We start from the raw sequence: 21,607 nt of genomic DNA, 5'->3' as shown, positions 1-21,607 counted from the left end.
TAAGGGAATTCAGGTGGACGATAAGTGGACGAGTGACGGGGGTGGCGCAGTGACGGGGCGCAGGGGTGAAAAGATGAGCAGGCGAATCGGGGCGTCGCCCGGCCCAAAAGGGCAAAACAAAAGGCGCGGTGCCGAATCCCGGCGACCGCGCCCTTCGTGCATCACGGCTTACCGGCGGCTGTTGCCGCCGTTATTGCCGTTATTGCCGCTACTGCCGTGAGCGCCATGAGCACGCCCCCGACGTTCGTCAGGCACCCAGCTTCTTCTTGAGCAGCTCGTTGACCTGTGCCGGATTGGCCTTGCCCTTCGTGGCCTTCATCGCCTGGCCGACCAACGCGTTGAACGCCTTTTCCTTGCCCGCGCGGAACTCTTCGACGGACTTGGCATTCGCAGCCAGCACTTCGTCGATGGTTTTCTCGATCGCGCCCGTGTCGGTAATCTGCTTCAGCCCCTTCGCCTCGATGATGCGATCGGCCGCGCCGTCATCGGTAGCGCGCTCCTCCCACATCAGCTGGAAGACCTCCTTGGCGATCTTGTTCGAGATCGTGTTGTCGGCGATACGGGCGAGCAGACCGGCAAGTTGCGCGCTCGACACCGGGCTCGCGTCGATGGTCAGGTCTTCGCGATTGAGCATCGACGACAGCTCGCCCATGATCCAGTTCGCAGCGGGCTTGGCGTTCGCCTTGCCGGCCTTCGCGACCACGGCTTCGAAGTATGCGGCTTGCGCCTTCGACTGCGTGAGCACGGCGGCGTCGTAATCGGACAAACCATACGACTCGACGAAGCGCGCCTGCATACCTGCGGGCAACTCCGGCAATGCGGCGCGCACGCGCTCGACCCATTCGCTGTCGATCACGAGCGGCATCAGGTCCGGATCCGGGAAGTAACGGTAGTCGTGCGCGTCTTCCTTGCTGCGCATCGAACGCGTTTCCTTCTTGTCCGGGTCGTAAAGACGCGTTTCCTGCACCACCGTGCCGCCATCCTCGATCAGTTCGATCTGACGGCGTACTTCGTACTGGATCGCCTCTTCAAGGAAGCGGAACGAGTTCAGGTTCTTGATTTCGGCGCGCGTGCCGAATTCCTTCTGGCCAAGCGGGCGCACGGACACGTTGGCGTCGCAACGGAACGAGCCTTCCTGCATATTGCCGTCGCAAATGCCGAGCCAGACCACCAGACCGTGAAGCGCCTTGGCGTACGCCACGGCTTCGGCCGCGCTGCGCATTTCCGGCTCCGTCACGATTTCCAGCAGCGGCGTGCCTGCACGGTTCAGGTCGATGCCCGTCATGCCGGCAAAGTCCTCATGAAGCGACTTGCCTGCGTCCTCTTCGAGGTGAGCCCGCGTGAGCGTGACCACCTTCTCGTAGGCTTCGCGGCCCGTGCGGGCATCGGCTTCGACCTGAATCTTCAGCGAGCCGCCCTGCACCACCGGGATTTCGTACTGGCTGATCTGATAGCCCTTGGGGAGATCCGGGTAGAAGTAGTTCTTGCGCGCGAAGATGCTGCGCGGCGCAATCGTCGCGCCGATGGCCAGACCGAATTCGATGGCACGCTCGACCGCGCCGCGATTGAGCACCGGCAGCACGCCCGGCAATGCCAGATCCACCGGACATGCCTGCGTGTTGGGGGCCGCGCCGAACTGCGTCGATGCGCCCGAGAAAATCTTGGAAGCGGTGGAGAGCTGTGCATGCGTCTCCAGACCAATAACGACTTCCCATTGCATAAGGTTCACCCTTGTCTCAACTTGTGGGCATGGCGCATGTCGCCCTGCCTTTGCTGCCGGTCATCGCCGGGTTCATCCCCGGCGGCGACCGGCCTGTTCCTGTTCGTCGCCGCTTGCCAGCGCTCACCAGCGCTCACCAGCGATTACCTGCGCGTGCCGCGTGCGCAAATGCCCGACTGCGGATCGAAACTCACCGGCCACGCCGTCTCGTAGACGCCCGGCGTGCAATACGCCTCGCAATTCGCGTGGCCGATGGTCACATTGCCCGGATCCTGCCAGATCAACAGCTTGCAGCTACCGCGGTTGGCGCGCAGCTCGATGCTCGGGCGCCACTGCGTCTGGTGAAAATCCGCCAGATTGAAGTGGCAACTGCCGCGATTGCCGACCCACAAACGCCAGTCGAGGGACTGCACCTGATTGCCCTGGACCTTGAGCGTCGCCTGTTCGCGAAAACCGTCTTCGTCGGTCTGCGAGCAGTAGCCCGACAGATTGATCTCGCGATAAGCGATCGGCGTCGGACGCGAGAACGGCAACGAGCACGACGCGAGCGTGAGCACCATGCCTGCAAGCATCAGGCCACGCGCGAGCAGACTGCGCGCGCCCGGCGCAACGATCGCCGCACGGGCGGCGGGAGATGTCGTGTCGTCGTGTTGCATACGCTGGCCGCCCATGATCAGACGCCTGCCGGCGCGCGTTTGTGCCAGTCGGTCGCACGCTGGAACGCGTCGGCCACTTGCAGCAGGCGGGCTTCGTCGAAGTAGTTGCCGATCATTTGCAGACCCACCGGGCGCGCGTCACGCCCCGGCCCGACCGGCAGGCTCATGCCCGGCAGACCCGCGAGGCTCACCGACAGCGTGTAGATGTCGGCCAGATACATCTGCACCGGATCGGCGCTCTTCTCGCCAAGGTTCCACGCCACCGACGGCGCGACCGGTCCCATGATGACGTCGCACTGCGCGAACGCGTTCTGGAAATCCTGCGCGATCAGGCGGCGAATCTTCTGCGCCTGGAGATAGTAAGCGTCGTAGTAACCGTGCGAGAGCACGTAGGTACCCACGAGAATGCGGCGCTTGACCTCCGTGCCAAAGCCTTCGGCACGCGACTTCTTGTACATGTCGAGCAGATCGCGGTACTCGGCGGCGCGATGGCCGAAGCGCACGCCATCGAAACGCGACAGGTTCGACGAGGCTTCCGCCGGGGCCAGCACGTAGTACACCGGGATCGAGAGTTCCGTCTTCGGCAGCGATACCGGCACGCGCACGGCGCCGAGCTTCTCGAATTCGGCAAGCGCGTTGTCGATGGAGGCGCGCACGTCGGCGTCGAGCCCTTCACCGAAGTATTCGGCCGGCAGACCGATGCGCAGACCGGCGAGCGGCTTGTCGGCCGTCGCGCCATCGAGCGGCTTGCCCAGACCGCGGGCGAAGTCTTCGTCCGCACGTTCCAGACTGGTCGAATCGCGGGCGTCGAAACCGGCCATGCCGTTGAGCAGCCACGCGCAGTCGGCGGCACTGTGCCCGAACGGGCCGCCCTGATCGAGCGACGAGGCGAAGGCGATCATGCCGTAGCGCGACACGCGGCCGTACGTCGGCTTGATACCGGTCACACCGCAGAACGCGGCCGGCTGGCGGATCGAACCGCCGGTGTCGGTGCCCGTGGCGACCGGCGCGAGACGTGCCGCCACCGCGGCGGCCGAGCCACCGGATGAGCCACCGGGCACGGCCAGCTTGTCCCACGGGTTCTTCACCGGGCCGTAGTAGGAGTTTTCGTTCGACGACCCCATGGCGAACTCATCCATGTTGGTCTTGCCCAGCGTGACCATGCCGGCGTCCGAGAGACGCTCCACGACAGCGGCGTCGAACGGGCTTTGGTAGCCCTTGAGCATGCGCGAGCCGGCAGTGCTGTGCCAGCCGCGCGTGACGAACACGTCCTTGTGCGCGACGGGAATGCCCAGCAGCGGCTGGTTCGCACCATCGCCTGCGGCGATGCGGGCGTCGGCCGCGCGTGCCTGCGTGAGGCTGGCTTCGGCGTCGACGTGAACGAAGGCGTTCAGATCGGCGGCAGCGTCGATGCGCGCCAGATAGTGCTGCGTGAGCTCGACGCTCGAGACGCGCTTAGCGTCGAGCGCGGCGCGCAAATCCTGCAAATGAATCAGATCTTGTTCCATGATGGCGGCTGTGCTGGGTAGCGCATGAAAGCTGCGTGAATATGCGTCAGTGGTATGCGTCAGTGGTATGCGTCGGTGGTGCGCGTCAGCGGTGTGCCGGCGACCGTGCGTCGATACTGAGCGGCAGTAACCGGCGGCGGACCTGAGCAGCGACGACGAAGCCCGCGCGCGGCGCTAGGCGCCTCGGCCGACGACCTCCGACCTCACTCGATGACCTTTGGTACCAGATAGAGGCCGTCCTGCACGGCAGGCGCCGGACGCTGATTCGCGTCGCGATCGACCAGCTCGGTCACGGCATCGGTACGCAAACGCTGAGCGACTTCCTGAATTTGTTCGATCGGATGCGCAAGCGGGGCGACGCCCGTCGTGTCGACCGACTGCATCTGCTCGACGAGCGCGAAGAAGCCGTTGAGCTCCTTTTCCATGTGTGCCGCCTCGTCATCGGCCAGCTCGAGACGCGCGAGATGGGCAATGCGTTTGACGTCTGAGAGATTCAAAGCCATGAAGAAATCCCGAAAAAATGCGCATTGGAGAGCAGCCCGATGCATGCCTGACGCCAAAATTAGGGACAGAATGCGGAGAATCTGCGACCGAGTCGGAACTCGACCTCTGTTTTACTCCATGCACCGCGCTGCGCAGGAGGGCTGACACGCCGTGCCGCAAGGCTCCCGGGCGAAACTGCCGCGGGGGTCGAATGTGGTGTCAACGTGCTCGTTTTTCCTGCAAAACCTGCGAAATTATAAGGTATCATTGCGCATTAAATTTGCGTCGGAGCGTGTTTTTGCACCCTCCGCCGCTGTCGCGCAGGTGGGCCACGGCCAGTCCGGGGGGCGCGACAGACGATCGCGCAGTCCATTGGAAGACCCTGACGCGACGGATTTTTTGACGGCAGCCCCGCCTCCTGCCCAGTACAGCATTCCTCGGTTTGTCCGCATGTTTCGCGAGCCGCCGCGTGGCGCCTGGCGATTTTTTTGCGAACAGGCCGGAACCCAGACGACAGGCAGCCGTCCCAGTCAAGTTCATTGGGCGGCCTCACGCAAACACAGGATTTTGCATGTTCGGTTTTCTTCGCAGCTATTTCTCCAACGACCTGGCCATCGACCTGGGCACGGCCAACACCCTGATCTACATGCGCGGCAAGGGCGTCGTTCTCGACGAACCCTCGGTTGTCGCCATTCGTCAGGAAGGCGGCCCGAGCGGCAAGAAGACGATTCAAGCCGTCGGTAAGGAAGCCAAGCAGATGCTCGGCAAGGTCCCGGGCAACATCGAAGCCATTCGTCCGATGAAGGACGGCGTGATCGCCGACTTCACCGTGACCGAACAGATGATCAAGCAGTTCATCAAGATGGCTCACGAGTCGCGCCTGTTCTCGCCCTCGCCGCGCATCATCATTTGCGTGCCGTGCGGTTCGACTCAGGTCGAGCGTCGCGCCATCAAGGAAGCTGCGCACGGCGCCGGCGCCTCGCAGGTGTACTTGATCGAAGAGCCGATGGCCGCTGCCATCGGCGCCGGCCTGCCGGTCTCGGAAGCCACGGGCTCGATGGTCGTCGACATCGGCGGCGGCACGACCGAAGTGGGCGTGATCTCGCTGGGCGGCATCGTCTACAAGGGTTCGGTGCGTGTGGGCGGCGACAAGTTCGACGAAGCCATCGTCAACTACATCCGCCGCAACTACGGCATGCTGATCGGCGAACAGACGGCTGAGGCGATCAAGAAGGAAATCGGCTCGGCCTTCCCGGGCTCGGAAGTCAAGGAAATGGAAGTCAAGGGCCGCAACCTCTCGGAAGGCATTCCGCGCGCCTTCACCATCTCCAGCAACGAAATCCTCGAAGCCCTGACCGATCCGCTCAACCAGATCGTTTCCTCGGTGAAGATCGCACTCGAACAAACGCCGCCGGAACTGGGCGCCGACATCGCCGAGCGCGGCATGATGCTCACGGGCGGTGGCGCGTTGCTGCGCGACCTGGACCGTCTGCTCGCCGAAGAAACCGGCCTGCCCGTGCTCGTCGCCGAAGACCCGCTCACCTGCGTGGTGCGTGGCTCGGGCATGGCGCTCGAGCGCATGGACAAGCTCGGCAGCATCTTCTCCTACGAGTAAGCCAACGTGCGTGGTTCGTCGTCCGGCGCGGTGGGGCAATCCCTTCCACACCTCGCCTGGCACGACCGGCCACGCAGCAAGACCTCGCGCGCGGAGTCAGGCGTCACGCCGCTGCGTCGCGCCCGACTGACACCACTCGCGCACCGCGGCGTCTCGCTGCGCGTGCTTCCCTGAAGGGCCCACCATGCAGTACAGTCCGCCGCCACTGTTCAAACAGGGACCGTCGGCGTTGGCCCGGCTGATCTGTTTCGTCGCGCTCGCCATCGGCCTGCTCGTGGTCGACTCGCACTACAACACACTGGAGCGGGTACGAACCGTCGTCGGCACCGCGCTCTACCCTGTGCAACGCATGATGCTGTTGCCGCGCGACGCGATTCTCGGCGTCGCGGGTTTCTTCTCGACCGAATCGCAACTCACTACCGAAAACGGCAAGCTCCGCGAACGCAATCTCGAACTGTCCGTGCAGGCCCAGCGCAACAACCAGCTGGTCGCCGAGAACGAACACCTGCGTCAGATGCTGGCCCTTCGCGAGCGCCTGCCTGTGCCGAGCATCCCCGCGGAGATCGAATACGACACGCGCGACCCGTTCACGCAGCGTGTCGTGATCGACCGCGGCACGAAACATGGCGTCAGGCTCGGCGCCCCCGTGGTGACCGAGCAAGGGTTGCTCGGTCAGGTCTCGCGCGTCTTCCTGATGCAAAGCGAGGTGACGCTGCTCACCGACAAGGAACAGGCCGTGCCGGTGCAGGTGACCCGCAGCGGTGTGCACAGCGTGATCTACGGCGGGCTGCGCGGCGACGTGCTCGACCTGCGCTTCATCCCGCTCTCGGCAGACGTGAAGGTCGGCGACGAGATCGCCACCAGCGGGCTCGACGGCGTGTACCCCGCCGGTCTGCCGGTTGCGCGCATTACCAAGGTCGACCGGGTGTCGGACACCGCGTTCGCGCGCATTCTGTGTCAGCCGGTCGCCAACCTGCGCAGTCAGCGTCAGGTACTGGTGTTGCAATACACCACGCCGCTGCCGCTGCATCCGGACGCCGCCGCCGATCTCGCACGCGCCTCGGATCCGGCCGCCAGCGGCGGCAAGCCCGCCCCGAAGGGCGGCACGCGCGCAGACCCGAAACTCGCGCCGGGCGCCCGCAAGGGTCATTAAGGAATTCACATGTCACGACCGCAATACATCCTGCTGCCGGTCAATCCGTACTTCATCACGCTCAGCCTCGTGGTGGCGTTTCTGGTGAACCTGATGCCGTGGGGTCACGCCCCCGCCATGCCCGACTTCGTCGCGCTGGTGCTCATGTTCTGGAACATCCACCAGCCGCGCAAGGTTGGCATGGGCGTGGCGTTTCTCGTCGGTTTGCTCATGGACGTGCACAACGCCGGGCTGCTGGGCGAGCATGCCCTTGCCTATACGCTGCTGTCGTACGGCGCGATCATGATTCACCGCCGCGTCCTGTTCTTCACGTTGCTGGGGCAGGCGCTCACGGTGTTGCCGCTGCTGTTGCTCGCGCACGTCGTGCCGTTCATCATCCGTCTGGCGACTGGCGCCGCGTTCCCCGGCTGGTGGCCGCTTGCTGCGAGCTTCGTGGAAGCGGTGCTCTGGCCGGTGATCAGCATTTTGCTGCTGGCGCCTCAGAAACGCGCCGTCGACCGCGACGATACGCGTCCGATCTGACGGGCGCCGCCCCTCAGATCGCACCCACGAGTCCCGCCACGCACCGCCGCGCATGACCGAGTTCAAGAACCCCCAGCAACAACTGCAGACGTTTCACGTGCGGGTGACGGCGGCCGCGCTGTTCGTGCTGATCTGCTTCAGCCTGCTCGCAGTCCGCTTCGTCTACCTCCAGGTCTTCCGTCATAACCAGTACGCGCTGCAAGCCGACGAAAACCGCGTTTCGCTCGCGCCCATCGTGCCCAACCGCGGCGTGATCATGGATCGCAACGGTGTGGTGCTGGCGCGCAACTATTCCGCTTACACGCTGGAAATCACGCCGTCGAAGATCGGCCGCCCGCTCGAAGACCTGGTGACGGATCTGTCCGATGTGATCGAAATCACCCCGCGCGACCGTGCCCGCTTCAAGAAGCTGATGGACGACAGCAAGAGCTTCGAGAGCTTGCCGATCCGCACGCGACTCACCGACGAGGAAGTGGCGCGCTTTACCGCACAGCGTTTCCGCTTCCCCGGCGTCGACGTGCACGCGCGCCTGTTCCGGCAATATCCGCTCGGCGAGACCGCCGCCCACGTGATCGGCTATATCGGCCGAATCTCGCAGCGTGACCGTCAGCGTATTGACGCGATGAGCGAAGAGAACGACAGCGACAGCGCGAAGTACGACATTCGCCGCGACGCGAACAACTACAAGGGCACCGACTACATCGGCAAGATCGGTGTCGAGCAAAGCTACGAGACGCAGTTGCACGGCATCACCGGCTTCGAGGAAATCGAAGTGACGGCGGGCGGGCGTCCGGTGCGCACGATCTCGCGCACGCCGGCCACCCCCGGCGACAACCTCGTGCTGTCCATCGACATCAAGCTCCAGCAGGTGGCCGAACAGGCCTTCGCAGGTCGCCGCGGGGCCGTCGTCGCCATCGAACCGAAGACGGGCGACGTGCTGGCCTTCGTCTCCGCGCCGAGCTTCGATCCGAACCTGTTCGTCGAAGGCATCGATCAGCAAAACTGGGACGCCCTGAACAACTCGCCCGACCGGCCGCTGCTCAATCGCCCGTTGCGCGGCACCTATCCGATCGGCTCGACGTACAAGCCGTTCATGGCGCTCGCCGCCCTCGAACTCGGCAAACGCACACCCAACTGGGGTTTTCAGGACACGGGCTCGTTCACGCTGGGCAACCACACGTTCCGTAACGACGTGCGCAACGGTCAGGGCTGGATCGACATGTATCGCTCGATCGTGGTCTCGAACGACACGTATTACTACATGCTCGCGCATGACCTCGGTGTGAACGCCATCCACGACTTCATGGCGCCGCTCGGCTTCGGCCAGTTGACGGGAATCGACATCGAAGGCGAGGCGCGCGGGATCCTGCCGTCCACCGAATGGAAACGCAAGGCGTACAAGAAGCCCGCGCAACAGAAGTGGTACGACGGCGAGACGATCAGTCTGGGCATCGGTCAGGGTTACAACTCCTTTACGATCCTGCAGCTCGCGCACGCCACGGCCACCCTCGCCAATAACGGCGTGGTGATGAAGCCTCACCTCGTAAAGGCGGTCGAAGATCCGGTCTCGCATTCGCGCCAGCTCACCGTGCCGCATGAAAGCGCGCGTCTGCCCTACAAACAGGCGGACGTCGACTTCGTCAAGCGTGCGATGGTCGGTGTCATCAAGGAAGGCACGGGACGCCAGGCCTTTGCCGGCGCCCCATACGACGCTGGCGGCAAGACCGGCACGGCACAGGTGTACTCGCTCGGCAAGAACGAGAAGTACAACCACAACGCGATTCCGGAGTTCAAACGCGACCACGCCCTGTTCATCGCCTTCGCACCGGCGGACGATCCGAAGATCGCCATCGCGCTGATCGTCGAAAACGCGGGTTGGGGGGGGGCACAGGCCGGTCCGGTGGCGCGCAGTCTGCTGGACTACTACCTCATCACCGAGCCGAAGGAGCGTGCCGCCGAGGCGGCTGCGCTGCAGGCAGCAGCGTCGGGCGCCGTTGCCTCGTCGGCTTCGTCGGTCTCCGCCGCGCCGGATGCGCCGCCTGCCAGCGCCGCCGAACTCGATCGCGCCGTCATGACGGGTTCGACGACGGTGCCGCGCGTGGCCCCCGGTGCCCCAGGTTCATCGGTACCGTCGGGAGCGGCGGGAGCGAGCGCGGTAGCACCCACTTCGCGCGCCCCGACCGCCAAGGCATCGGCCGCAACAGCCGCTGCGGCCGACACGCCGAAGCCCGCGCCGCAAACACCGTCCGACAAACCGGCCATCAGCCCGACCGTCGCCGACGAAGCGCGTCATCGCGCCGCCATCCGTGCTCAGGGGCAAGGCACGCGCAACGCCAAGGGCGCGCAAGGAGAAACGCCATGATGGCGCTCGACAAACGTACGTGGAAAGAACAGGTGAAGCGCCTGTTCGCCGCCTTCGACAAACCGCTCGCGCTGATCGTCTTCCTGCTGCTGTGCGTGGGGCTGGTAACGCTCTACAGCGCCAGCATCGACGTGCCGGGCCGCGTGGAAGACCAGATCCGCAACATCGTGCTCACGTTCATGCTGATGTGGGTGCTGGCGATGCTGCCGACGCAAACGCTGATGAAGTTCGCGGTACCGCTGTATACCGCGGGCGTGGCGTTGCTCATTGCGGTGGCGATGTTCGGTCTGACGAAGAAGGGTGCGAAGCGCTGGCTCAACGTCGGCATGGTGATCCAGCCGTCCGAAATCATGAAGATCGCCATGCCGCTAATGCTGGCCTGGTACTTCCAGAAGCGCGAAGGCAACATCCGCTGGTTCGACTATCTGGCCGCCCTCGCATTGCTCGGCGTGCCCGTCGGGCTGATCGCAAAGCAGCCCGACCTCGGCACCGGCCTGCTCGTGGCCGCCGCCGGCCTCTACGTGATCTATCTGGCCGGGTTGTCGTGGAAGCTGATTCTGCCCGTGCTGATTGCCGGCGTCGTCGGCATCGGGACCATTCTCGCGCTCGAAGACAAGATCTGTCAGCCGGACGTGGAATGGCACATTCTTCACGACTATCAAAAGCACCGTGTGTGCACGCTGCTCGACCCGACGTCCGACCCGCTCGGCAAAGGATTCCACACGATCCAGTCGGTGATCGCCATCGGCTCGGGGGGCACCACGGGCAAGGGCTGGCTCAAAGGCACGCAGGCGCACCTTGAATTCATTCCGGAAAAGCACACCGACTTCATCTTTGCGGTGTTCGCCGAGGAATTCGGTCTGATCGGCGAGGGTGTGCTGATTCTGCTGTATCTGCTGCTCGTCGCGCGCGGACTGATGATCGCCGCGAGCGGCGCCACCTTGTTCGGCCGCCTGCTCGCAGGTGCGGTCACCATGATCTTCTTCACCTACGCCTTCGTGAACATGGGCATGGTGAGCGGCATTCTGCCGGTCGTCGGCGTACCGCTGCCGTTCATGAGTTACGGGGGTACCGCACTCGTGACGCTCGGCCTCGGCGTCGGCATTCTCATGAGCGTGGCGCGTGAAAAACGCCTCATGCAGAGCTAGCGTAAGTTACCGCAGCACCGCAACGCCAACAGGACGGCAGGGCAATCGCCCTGCCGTTTTTGCATTCGGCCGAAGCTTTCGTCGATTCTGATGAGCGAAACTTGGGATTCAGCCTAGTCCCAATCCTATAAAAACGAGGCTCATATTCGACAACACACGTGCATTCGCCGCGTTTGCGGCTTGCCTCGACAGACGTAGTCCGGCAGGCGTCATGCACATAACCGAAGGAGAAGCTTCGCGATGAGCATGAGCACCTCGCTGCAATCCGTGGCCAATGTCTCGCGCGCCACACTCGAGCGTCTGAGCGCCCCGACCATCAACGCCTCGCTCAAGGGCGCGCGCATCGGCATCAACCGGCACGACGAACTCGTCGTCTTCAAGGGTGCGCGCTTTGTGCTGCATTTCCGGGAATGCCGTCGTGCGGCGCGGTTCGTGAAAACGCAGGACATTGCGCAGGACGTTACGGGCGAAACGAAAGCATCGCGCCTGTCGTCGCTCAAATTCAGCAATCTCAAGGTTGGCACGCCGTCCATGGTCGCGCTGGTGACGAAGATGAAAGCGGCCAATGCGGACCCGGACGCAGGCATCGGCGCGGCGACGCTCGCGCGGGAAACGCCCCCGCCCGGGCCCTGTGCGAAACGCGCCTCGTCACCGCGCGCATTCTCGCGGCTTGTCATGGCGGCCTCCATTTCGCAATCACGTGAGGACGCCAAAGGCTTCTCCAGCCCCACGTCCGCCATCGGTCATGGACGCATTCCGACCGACCCGCTCGAAGCCGCCGCCCTCCATCGCCGCCTTCAGGACGAGGCGGCGAGATTGTGGGACGAACGATTCGCGGACGCCCCGGGCACGACCCCCTACCGGTTCACGGCGGATGAAACGCGACCGCCCCCGCTGTCACCGAAACGCAATTCGGTCGAGTTGAAACGGAATGTCAGTCTCGAACGGCTTGCGCATGGCGATCCGACACCGGTCTACGTGTCGTGCGCATCGGAAGCCGGGTTCGCCGGGTGGTCCGGGCCGGATACGTCGATGCGCGCAAGGTTAATGAAAGTGACGAACCGGCCCGAGAATGCCGGACGAGCGCGCACGCTCGGGTTCACCCGCACCGAACTGCTCCAGCAGTTGGCTGCGACATCGGCGTCCGAAGTGCATCCGGTCTGATGCCGACAACCCAAGGAGGAGCTTTGCGATGAGCACCAGTATCTCGCTGCATTCGGTGGCGTTACATTCCCGCGCCACGCTCGACAGGCTGGATTCGCTTGCGCAGCCCAAAGGCGGCGCGGCCATCACCAACGGACGCATCGGCGTCAACAGCAAGGACCAGCTCGTCATCTTCAAGGGCAAGTCGTTTCTCTTGCATCTGCGCCAATGTCACCGTGCGGACAAGCTGATACGCGAGAGCAAGACGGCCACCCGGCCTGCGACGTCCCTTTTGTCGAAACTCAAGTTCAAGGATCTGAGGCTCGGCAAACCGTCGGTCATTGTGCTCGTGAAAAAGATGAAGGACGCCAACGCGCAGTCGGACATGACGGGCGCGCCTGCGGTATCGGTATCGGCGACGTCCCCCTTCAAGGGCATCCTCAGGGAGGCGCTGGCAAAGGTGAGGCTCAGGTCGGATCCGCCGACCGCGCGCGTGCGGATTACGACGCAGCCCCCCATGTCGCTCAGTGAGGTCCTCGTCGCGGCACCTGCGGCCAACGACGTGGACTCTGCCGCCGAGTCCAGGCCCCGGACTGCGCCGCCCAAGCCGCTACGCAGCTTCACGTCGCCGCTTTCACCGAAGCTTCCCGCGGGCAGTCAGTCACCTGCGGCGATATCGTCGCATTCGTTCGATTTCTTTCCGGGAACACCGCCACAAAGCCCAACGGACTCCGCGCCGTCGTCGGCCTCGGGCACACCGTCGGCGCCCCCCTCGCCAGCGTCGAACGAGCCCACTCGCCCTGCCTTTCTGGACGACCTGGAACGAAACGGTTTCGTGAACGCCGTCCTGCTGCAAAACGTGCTGAATAACCAGGAGCGATAGCCCCATCCTTCAGATGCCGTGCGCGTGTACCGCACGCGGTCTCGCGTCGCACGGTCTTCCCACGTCCGCCGGAGGTTGCCGCGCGCCCGCCGAATTCTCCGGGGGCGCCGGCCCGGAGAGCCAAACGTGGAAGCCCGCGCGCGCCGCGCGCACGACCATTCATGCCTACGAACGGTCTGCGATGATTCGCGTCATCTCACTCGCCAACCTGCCCGGCGCGGGCGAAATGCATTCGCGGCGTTCGTGGAATCCGTCGACAGACGCATTCCTGTACGCAGCAGGCATTCAGGCGAAGGAGAAACGTTGCGATGAGCACGAACATCACGCTGCAAGAGGTAGCGCTGGCATCCGCCCCAACGCTTTACACACTTTACGGCTGGAAGAGTCAGTACCCCACGCAAGACAAGCGCATTGGCATCAACGAGCGTGGTGCGATCGTCATCTTCAAAGGCAACCGCTATCGGCTTCATCCCGACCAATGTCGGCGCGCCTGGGATCTGATGGTCCGCGAAAATCTGAACGTCGAGCCGAAGGCAACTGTCCCGACCTTATCCAAAAGCAAAGGCCTGCGGATGGGGAGCGCCCCGGTCGTGCGGCTGCTCAATCTCCTGAAGCAGCACATGCCGACCGACGACGGCAAGGTGTCTTGCTTCACCAGCCTTCTCGACCCGGCCCCCGATCCGGCGCGGGCTCGGGCGCTGCAGAAGTGCAAGTCGCACAAGTCCGGGTTTCGGGCGGCCATGGCGAGCCTCACGCCGACACGACAGTGCGATGCCTACCAGCGACTGCGCTCGGCCGAAGACGACGACACCGAACCCGGCGCCGAGATCGAATCGCGAACGAAGACACTCCAGGCCCTGACCGATCAATTGCGACGTGAGTATGTCGCCTCCAGAAACGGCGACGACCAGGACCTTCCCGACACTCGCGAAGCCACATTGGACGCCCGTCCAAACCCATCGCTGTCGTCCAAGAAGGATCGGGACACACTCATCAGGAACGTCAGCAAGTTTCAATTTGCATGGCTCAATGACGTGAGGAAGAGTCTGACGCTCGGGCACGATGTCGTGCCGGACAAACGACCGCTCCCGCCCCCGCCGCCCAAGCCGCCCCGCAAATTCCTCTCTGCGCAGGCCCAACGCCCATCCGACACGTCGGCGCTCGTGCGCGGCAAATGAGCCCACTGGCGTGCGGCGCTGTCCCGGTCCCGCAATAGCCCACCGCATTCAAGGGCCTTCGGATATCGCCCAATCGCGATGCGCCCGATGAGCACGGCCTGCCGGGCGCCGTGGCGTATACGATGAGCCAAACCTGCAAGCGGCTTCCTGCGGTGGACCCGACCATTGCCTCTCGAACGTTCCGGAATCGGGAGGCATTTCCACGCATGGCATCGATCCACACCCAGATCAACGCCGCCACCATGACGAACCAGGAAGCCGAGCAGCTCCACCGTCTGATCTGCCGGCACGCGCTCGATCCTGCCCGCACGACAGTCGGTGTCACCCGCGACGGTTTTCTCGTTCTGCTTATCGGATGGAGCGCCTACCGGCACCCGCACCTGTGGCGTCGCGCACGCGACCTGGCGCTCGCCGCCCATCCGAATGCGCCGGCCAGTGGGCCGGAGTCGTCCCGCCCCGGTGTCCGGTCCATGCGACTCGATCAGCCCTTCGTCATTGTCTGGTTGTTGCGCAACGCCACCCCGGGCGTCAAGGACCGGGTGCTCCAGGGCATCAGGCGCCAACTCGATTGGCGCGGCAACCCCGAGGCCTGCACCATCGATGTCTTCGAGCGCAGCTGCCCGGAAGATGCGTTGCATGAGCTCAAACTTCGCATGGGCTCCGCGCAGAACGTGGTCGGGCACTACAAGCTGATCACGCAGCCCAATGCGTCCTATCGCGATCACTATCACCGCGACCTGGCGACGAGCCGGGAACGCAAGCTCTGGGTGGCGCGCCGCACGGCGTTACGCAGTCACGACGGCGCGTTGCTCCCCGCCAGTGTCGTTCACGTCGCCCGCCAACCGCTCGCAGTGGTTTGTCAGTCACCGCAACACGGCGCCATCGAAGCTTTCCTCACACTGCTCATGCGACTGCGGCCTTGCGTGGTCGTGCACGTCACGCCGCAGTGCGAGCCGCACGGTGCCGAGCGTCACGACGGCGCCATTCGCGTGAGCCGGCGTCACATCACCACCAGTACGGCAGCCACCTTCGTCACGGACTTCAGTGTGTACGAGACGACGCTGCGCTCTTCGGAGCGGGAAGTGACGTTTTCGGTATTGCACGCGCCCTATCGCCAGGCGCCCGACATTTCGTCCGACCGACTTTACGTCACGCAAACTCTGCAGTTCGTCGAGAACGCGTTGCGCCATATGTCACTGCCGCACGATGTCGGCGCGAAGCGCACCGCGAGCACGAGCAACGCTGCGGGGACGAACGGCACGTCGCCCATCGGCTGCCCGGTCATCGTCTTCGACGATCCCGAAGGCATCGCAGGCGTGCTCGTCGCCGCGCTCGCCATGTCGCGTGGCCATCACGAACATCTCAGCGTAGAGGAGATCGTGACGGACATCCGACTCACCAGCGCGCCGCAGCTTGTCGGCACCCATCATCAGCTCGACGTCATCGGTGCGTTCGCAGACGATCTGCGACGGCCCTTGTTGATGCATCGCTAGACGAGATGCGCAGTGCGTTTCATTTTCGCATCGCCCGTCCAACCGCTTCTCGCGCCAAGACGCTAACGCATACAGGAGATTTGCCATGTCGTCCCCGGTCAACGTGACTCCCGCATCTGCACGCGCTACGACGATGGCCGCCCGGCGCTGCGCCCGAGACGCCCGCGCAGCGGCGACACGCGACACCGAGACAGTCGCGGCATCGGGCGACAAGTCGCCCCGCGATTCGCAAATGCTCTCACACGCCAAACGCACGCTCGCCGTGCGACGCGAACCGCCGCGCGCCCCCGACATCGAGCGATATCTGAGACGCTGGCTGGTCGCCCCGCCATCGGTACTCATCACCCTGGCCTCGGACGACGAACTGCTCGCACGCAACGCGTCGTATCCGTTGCTATCGTCGAGAAGCCGACGCTTCGGCGACATCGGCTTCGCATCCTACCTGCTCACCCACAGCGAGTGCGGCTATCGCGGCACTCAACTGCGCACCTGCATCGTCTCGATGACGCACGGGGCCAACGTCGTGACCTTTCCGGCGCTTCAGGCATGGGCAGACGACGGCGAGACGATCGTCCGTGCCGACGCCCTCTCGCATCTTTATCAGGCCGCAGAGCGCCTGAAAGCGACCACGCCCGCGCAGCACATGCGCCGCCAGGATTTCTATCACACAGAAACGCTGTGCGCGACGCCGCACCCGGCCGTCGTGCAGTCGACACACCGCACGGCGCGTCTGGGCATGTGGCTGGCGGCAACCGCCTTGCTTGAGCGCGGCAGCGCGACGCTCGATAGCGTGCTGCGCGACATTCGTATCGGATCGACGAAATTCGACCCGACCTTTCGTCAACATCAGGAGCTCGCCCGCCTGGCGCGCGCGCGCAATCGCCGTAACAGCGCGCGACCGGCGGATGACACCACTCCCGCCGCTGCGGTTGCCGATGCTGCACCCACATCCGCCTGCGATCCGCTCGACGCCCACGACAACGGGATGGGTGCCTCTCCCTTATCAAGGACCTTCCACGATGCAAGACCTGCACACTTTTCACAACGTTGTCGGTGAGCTACTGCACCACATCGGATTTTTCGCCTTCGAACCGGCGCCGGATCAGGAAGTCGTGAGTCTGGATGTCGAGGACCGCATGTCCGTGCACTTCGGCGCCATCGATCACGCTTCGTGGTTCATGCTCGCCGAGTTCAACGAAACGCCCTCGACCGACTCGCTGATGGCCGCGCTCGCGGCGAACCATCTGCGCGCCGATTTTTGCCAGCCGGTGTTCTCGCTCAACGATAACGGAACGCTCAACTGCTGGATGAAGATGCCGCTCGCCGGGCAGGACCGGGCCACACTGGCCGACGCGTTCGGTGAATTGCTCGACGTTGCCCAGGCGTTGCCCTCGGCAAATTAGCACCGCGTTACCGGCTACGGGAGATTTCAATGTCCAAGATCGTTTTCGCGAGTACGGTGGTGGCCCCTTCCACCCTTTCCATGAACCCTCCAGAGCGCACTAACATCGCCCACGCCAAGCCCAACGAACACGTGTCGTATGGCGGTCAGAGCATCACGCTCGTGCCGGTCGACGGGCTGCGCACGCAACAGTTCGTTCGCACGAACGATAGTCGCGCGGCGCCGAAGCCCAAGCCCTGGGCCACCATCGTCACCCGCCTTCGGGCGACCTTCACCCGCGTGAAACTGTCGCGGCTGATCCGGAACCTGGGAACCTGTCCCGGCGCACCGATCGGACGCACCGCTTCGCTCGACTCGCTGCCGCGCTCGCCTCTGTCTGCGTCGCCTCTGTCTCCGTCTCCTTTGCAACCGTCGCACCACCGTCGTCTGTCGTTCTTCAACTTTCAGCCCCATGAGGTCGTCGACCGGAGGATCGATCAGGCGAAAGCACAGATCCTGGCCATCTACGCGAGAGATCCCGTCGGTCCGGCCGCGTCGCCAGCCCCGGCTGCCAGTGCGACACGTCGCGCGTCCATCCCCTGCCCGATATCGGCGCAGCGGGATCGTCCGTCTGCGCCGGCGGCATCGAACGCAGCACGTCCGGCGACGCCACATGAACCGCCAGCCCCGCCATTTCCGGCACGTCCGTCCCGGGTCGCGGCCAACACGCCCATTCTCGTCGATCGGCCTGCGCTTCTGAGCCCGCAAACGAACGCGCTGAAAGCGGCCATCGCGAGCGCTGACATCGGCATTCCTCCGATCCTGATTCCCCCCAAACCTCCGAAGCCGGAACCGGACGGCGGCACGGGAACCAAGTGATCCCCTCCTCGTGAAGACGGAAAAGGCGCGGTACGCCCGCGCCTTCCTTTTTTCCTCGAGACAATCGGATAAGGTGGATCAGGCGGCCATCGCCTCACGCGTCGTCTGGGGGGTGGAAGCCGGGGCCGCGGCCTGAGCCGGTAGTGCGATGCGTTTCCCGTTCACGGTCGGCTGCCACTTGGCGGACACCTTGTCCTTGTAGCCCCCTTTGACGTAAGCCATCAGAAACTCCGCCATCGCGTCGTTGGCGACCGCCCGGTTCTGCGGTGTGGTCTCGTCCGCGAATTGCGCGGCGGCGTCGCGCAGTGCGTTCAACAGCGGCCGGATGGCGGGCATCTCGCAGACCACGCGTTCGAGATCGGCTTCGAGCGTGGTATTCGGCACGGCGTCGGCGATCTTGAAGTACATCTCGTCGAGTTCCTCCTTGTGAAGCACCGTGAAGTCGTTCCACCACGCTTCGCCGCCGAATCTCGGATTGGCATAGCGCATGCGCATCATCGGCAGCAGCAGATCGAGGCAATCGCTGCCGATCGTCAGCTTGTCCGCCGTATTGCTGTTCCACATCAATCCCGCAAGCACGGCGACCGGCGTGGGAAGCTTCCGGTCGAATCCGAGCGTGCTGGTAATGCCACGGACCGAGTGCATCAGCGCCACGCCGTCTTTTTTCAGCTTGAAGCGCATCGAGGTCATGATTCCGGCGCTGTAGTCGAAATCGATCTTCCTGAGCGCCGTCTGTATCTCTGCCACGCCCCAACCACCGCCGGCGGACACCCCCACAGCTTCGAGCGCACCGGTCACGGCACCCGCCACCGCAACGATGCCGGCCACGTTCACGTTCACGAAATGGCCGCAGTAGTGCGGATCTTCATCTTCGGTGACGTGCTCATAAGTCACGCTGGCGTTGACCCCGTTGGGAAACACCAGCGGCACGCCGGCCACCGTGGCCAGCTCGGCCTGCCATTTGGTCTGGCGACAGCTCAGTTCATGGGTCGCCAGCGCTGCCGGGCGCAAGATGCGCTCGCGCTCCTTGAACAGGTCCATCAGAATCGCTTCGACTTCCGGGGTCAGCCCGCCTTCGAGCTTGAGCAGCGCAAACTGCTCCAGCAGAAACTGCGCCCGCTCCTCCATGTCCTGCACGGCAGTCCCGGACCTTTTCGCCATGATCTCGGCCGTAATCTCGGTGCTGGACGTCTTGAGATGCGAACGCACGGCTTCCAGAAGCGTCAGCGGACTGCACACGAGTTGCTTTTTGGCGAGTAATTGCCGCGCCCATTCAGGGCGTATGTCGGCAATTGCCAGAATGTCGTGATGCGCGCGTTTGGCCGTGACCGACCGGCGGCCCGCCGCATTGACGCTCGCGGTGATGCCGACATCGACCGCCGCCGTGCCCTTCACTTCGCCGGCCAGCGTGTCGTGCCGCTCGATCGGCAGCGCTCCCGGTCCGCGCTGCCGAATGTCGATGCTCCTGCCGCAAAGCTCGATCAGGTTCGCTTCGAGACAGTCGCGACTGAAGTCGGCACGCGCCCGACCGGCCTCGTAAGACGACGAGATCATGAACAGATGCCGGATCTTGGCAATCAGCGCGATCGGGCCCTGCTTGACCCATGTGGTGAACTTGTGGCTCTCGCTGGTCACATAGTCCGATAAGGAACCGTAAATGTCGGCGCGCGAAGACGACGCCGACAGCGACAACTCCGTCTTGATGAAATCGAGCACGTCTGCGCCGGCCGACAGCGTGACCTTTTTGCCCGTCGCATCCACCAGCCATTCGGTAGGCGTGATCGACAGGCTCGAATCGCGCGTCACGCTGGCATTGATCCCCACGCCCGGCACCACGTCGATACCCACGCCGCCTTTCGCGCTGAAAGATGTCGCCGAGCCCGGCTTCATGTCAGCCAGACGTTTCGTCAACGCACGGTCGAGCTTCTGCTTGACGCACTCGTCGGCACTGGCCTTGAACTGCCACTCCAGAAACAGCCCCGTATCCACGGCGAGCTGGAAATGCGTGACGTTCTTGCCCTTGGGATGCTCGTGATGCTTCAGGCCGCGCACCAACTTACCGAACAGTTGCTTCGCCTGCATCATGTCGCTGCGCTTGACGCCCGCACTGGCGGGCCGTGCGAGGAAGCGCTCGACGTCCTTCTTGAGATCGTCGTACTGCCGGCCTTTATCCGGCAACCCCAATGCGCTGCGGCTTTGCTGAAAGACACTCCACAGCGCGGCAACCGCCGTGCGGGCGTCTTGTTGCGTGAGCGGTGGAGGAATGGCGTCACGCTTCGTTCTCGTGACGCTCAGCTCGTCGTTATCGTTACTGGCCTGGAACAGGCTATCGTCGTTTGCAATTCGAGAGTCGAATTCGTTTTGCGAAATATCGACTGGCATCGAGGCCGCCATCGCGGGCGCATTCTGTACGCCCGGACTCGACTGAATCATTGCTGCCATAGGATTTTGTCCCCTTCAATTTTCGACACTGCGCCACTCCCCGGGAAAGAGAGCCGGTCTCCGGCCGGCTTCCATTTGCTTTCTTGCGCTTCAATGCGCGTCAATGCAATTCAATGCGCCAATACGCGATGCAGGAACAGCTCCACGCAGGCGACGATGTCCGCGCGGGTGCCGCGAACGGCGCTGCCGTACATCAACAACACCCGACGCGATTCGAACAGCGCGGGACTGCACATCCAGAATTCGCAGACCGGTGTGCGTTCGCCGAAGTGCACTTCGGGCAGCGTTGCCCCGGCGATCGCGATCATGAACGTCAGATGGCCGTGCGAGTATTCGAGCAGCCAGAACGGCTCGAATCCCGCCGACGAACGCGCCTGCACGAACGTGCTCACCGTCTCGGGAAGCGAAGCGCGAAGCATCACCACGATGGCGTGACTCATATCGCCATCACCGCACGCTTGATGCGTTCCGAGACCACGAAGAACTCGCGTACTGCCGTCATGCACGTCTCAAAGCTCTCCCACGGCGCAACGTACCGGTGCAGCACCAGCACGCCGCGCCTCACCCCGAAGGCAAAGCCCTGACGGCACAGCGTGAGGTTCATCGCCAGTGCGCGGGCAGCCGCCGCATCGTCTGCCCCCGTCATACGCCGCTCGATGTGTGTGCCTGCCGTCTGACGGATCAGACACGTGTCGAGGTCGCGCGCCTCGAAGAAGATCGTTTCGCGCCGCAGCGTCACGTCGATTTCCCAGCGCTCGCGCATCTCGGTGCAAATTCGTGCTAGCGACGGGGCATCCGCGAGCGCCGTCACCACGGTGTCGTGTCGGCGCGACGCTGCGTGTCTCCGAAGCTCTGCTGACGAAATCGAACTGCCAAATACGAGGGCTCCGTCCATGATTTCTTATAGGTTGGGGACTTTCAGGAACATGTCTTGCTTGCGGCCATCATCCCGGTCTTATCCTGCGAGTGCATTTCATCTTTCGCCCAAGCGCGGGAGATCCGTATGGGCCACTGACGCAAACTGACAGGGAATCGGCCCAA

General features: G+C 63.9%; 19 protein-coding genes. 12 read left to right on the top strand and 7 right to left on the bottom strand.

The window, feature by feature from the left end; all coding sequences use genetic code 11:
• Positions 1-247 precede the first annotated feature (247 nt).
• From gatB to gatC, 4 genes are all read right to left on the bottom strand, one after another.
• Positions 248-1,720: an Asp-tRNA(Asn)/Glu-tRNA(Gln) amidotransferase subunit GatB gene (gene gatB / locus PCA31118_RS06765; RefSeq protein WP_150625153.1), complete on the bottom strand. Its 1,473-nt coding sequence runs from the start codon at positions 1,718-1,720 to the stop codon at positions 248-250.
• A gap of 143 nt (positions 1,721-1,863) precedes the next feature.
• Complete coding sequence (locus tag PCA31118_RS06760; RefSeq protein WP_150625152.1) at positions 1,864-2,292, bottom strand: hypothetical protein; 429 nt, start codon at positions 2,290-2,292, stop codon at positions 1,864-1,866.
• Positions 2,293-2,393: 101 nt separating this feature from the next.
• Positions 2,394-3,884 (bottom strand): Asp-tRNA(Asn)/Glu-tRNA(Gln) amidotransferase subunit GatA, encoded by a 1,491-nt coding sequence (gene gatA, locus PCA31118_RS06755; protein WP_150624249.1) that lies wholly within the window; start codon positions 3,882-3,884, stop codon positions 2,394-2,396.
• Positions 3,885-4,087: 203 nt separating this feature from the next.
• A complete protein-coding gene (gene gatC, locus PCA31118_RS06750) occupies positions 4,088-4,387 on the bottom strand; it encodes an Asp-tRNA(Asn)/Glu-tRNA(Gln) amidotransferase subunit GatC (RefSeq protein WP_150624247.1) in 300 nt (99 codons plus the stop codon).
• A 551-nt stretch (positions 4,388-4,938) separates the two neighbouring features.
• On the opposite strand from gatC, the gene PCA31118_RS06745 reads away from it, so the two are divergent.
• From PCA31118_RS06745 to PCA31118_RS06695, 12 genes are all read left to right on the top strand, one after another.
• Positions 4,939-5,982 carry a rod shape-determining protein gene (locus PCA31118_RS06745; protein WP_010805637.1) on the top strand — a complete coding sequence of 348 codons (1,044 nt, stop codon included), beginning with the start codon at positions 4,939-4,941 and terminating at the stop codon, positions 5,980-5,982.
• Between the two features lie 184 nt (positions 5,983-6,166).
• Positions 6,167-7,135 (top strand): rod shape-determining protein MreC, encoded by a 969-nt coding sequence (mreC, locus tag PCA31118_RS06740; protein ID WP_150624245.1) that lies wholly within the window; start codon positions 6,167-6,169, stop codon positions 7,133-7,135.
• Positions 7,136-7,144: 9 nt separating this feature from the next.
• Positions 7,145-7,657, top strand: coding sequence for a rod shape-determining protein MreD (gene mreD / locus PCA31118_RS06735; protein ID WP_150557491.1), 513 nt, complete (start codon positions 7,145-7,147; stop codon positions 7,655-7,657).
• Positions 7,658-7,709: 52 nt separating this feature from the next.
• Positions 7,710-10,019, top strand: coding sequence for a penicillin-binding protein 2 (gene mrdA, locus PCA31118_RS06730; RefSeq protein WP_150624243.1), 2,310 nt, complete (start codon positions 7,710-7,712; stop codon positions 10,017-10,019).
• Entirely contained in the window at positions 10,019-11,167 is a 1,149-nt protein-coding gene (rodA, locus tag PCA31118_RS06725) for a rod shape-determining protein RodA (protein ID WP_150625151.1), read from the top strand. Before mrdA ends, rodA begins: the two co-directional genes overlap by 1 nt.
• A 240-nt stretch (positions 11,168-11,407) precedes the next feature.
• The gene (locus PCA31118_RS06720; RefSeq protein ID WP_150624241.1) at positions 11,408-12,331 is read left to right on the top strand and encodes a hypothetical protein; all 924 of its coding nucleotides are present in this window, start codon (positions 11,408-11,410) and stop codon (positions 12,329-12,331) included.
• 28 nt (positions 12,332-12,359) lie between these two features.
• Complete coding sequence (locus tag PCA31118_RS06715) at positions 12,360-13,193, top strand: NADH-quinone oxidoreductase subunit E (protein ID WP_150624239.1); 834 nt, start codon at positions 12,360-12,362, stop codon at positions 13,191-13,193.
• A 308-nt stretch (positions 13,194-13,501) separates the two neighbouring features.
• On the top strand, positions 13,502-14,371 hold the full coding sequence (locus PCA31118_RS06710; protein ID WP_150624237.1) for a hypothetical protein: 870 nt from the start codon (positions 13,502-13,504) through the stop codon (positions 14,369-14,371).
• Between the two features lie 206 nt (positions 14,372-14,577).
• Positions 14,578-15,864, top strand: coding sequence for a protein-tyrosine phosphatase family protein (locus tag PCA31118_RS06705; RefSeq protein ID WP_150624235.1), 1,287 nt, complete (start codon positions 14,578-14,580; stop codon positions 15,862-15,864).
• Positions 15,865-15,949: 85 nt separating this feature from the next.
• Positions 15,950-16,921, top strand: coding sequence for a hypothetical protein (locus tag PCA31118_RS26980; protein WP_174990368.1), 972 nt, complete (start codon positions 15,950-15,952; stop codon positions 16,919-16,921).
• A complete protein-coding gene (locus PCA31118_RS06700; RefSeq protein ID WP_044453317.1) occupies positions 16,884-17,267 on the top strand; it encodes a CesT family type III secretion system chaperone in 384 nt (127 codons plus the stop codon). Before PCA31118_RS26980 ends, PCA31118_RS06700 begins: the two co-directional genes overlap by 38 nt.
• A 29-nt stretch (positions 17,268-17,296) precedes the next feature.
• Complete coding sequence (locus PCA31118_RS06695) at positions 17,297-18,124, top strand: nitrogen fixation protein NifZ (protein WP_150624231.1); 828 nt, start codon at positions 17,297-17,299, stop codon at positions 18,122-18,124.
• A 78-nt stretch (positions 18,125-18,202) separates the two neighbouring features.
• On the opposite strand, the gene PCA31118_RS06690 is transcribed toward PCA31118_RS06695, so the two are convergent.
• From PCA31118_RS06690 to PCA31118_RS06680, 3 genes are all read right to left on the bottom strand, one after another.
• A complete protein-coding gene (locus PCA31118_RS06690) occupies positions 18,203-20,566 on the bottom strand; it encodes a hypothetical protein (RefSeq protein ID WP_150624229.1) in 2,364 nt (787 codons plus the stop codon).
• Positions 20,567-20,676: 110 nt separating this feature from the next.
• Positions 20,677-21,006, bottom strand: a complete 330-nt coding sequence (locus PCA31118_RS06685; RefSeq protein WP_150624227.1) for a hypothetical protein — start codon at positions 21,004-21,006, stop codon at positions 20,677-20,679.
• Complete coding sequence (locus PCA31118_RS06680) at positions 21,003-21,461, bottom strand: hypothetical protein (RefSeq protein ID WP_150624225.1); 459 nt, start codon at positions 21,459-21,461, stop codon at positions 21,003-21,005. The genes PCA31118_RS06685 and PCA31118_RS06680 overlap by 4 nt, the downstream gene beginning before the upstream one ends.
• Positions 21,462-21,607: the final 146 nt, after the last annotated feature.

The sequence above is a fragment of the Pandoraea captiosa genome, assembly GCF_902459775.1.
GTDB classification, from domain to species: Bacteria; Pseudomonadota; Gammaproteobacteria; order Burkholderiales; family Burkholderiaceae; genus Pandoraea; species Pandoraea captiosa.
Note: the sequence above shows the minus strand (reverse complement) of the source record. Positions and strands in the feature narration are given on the sequence as shown.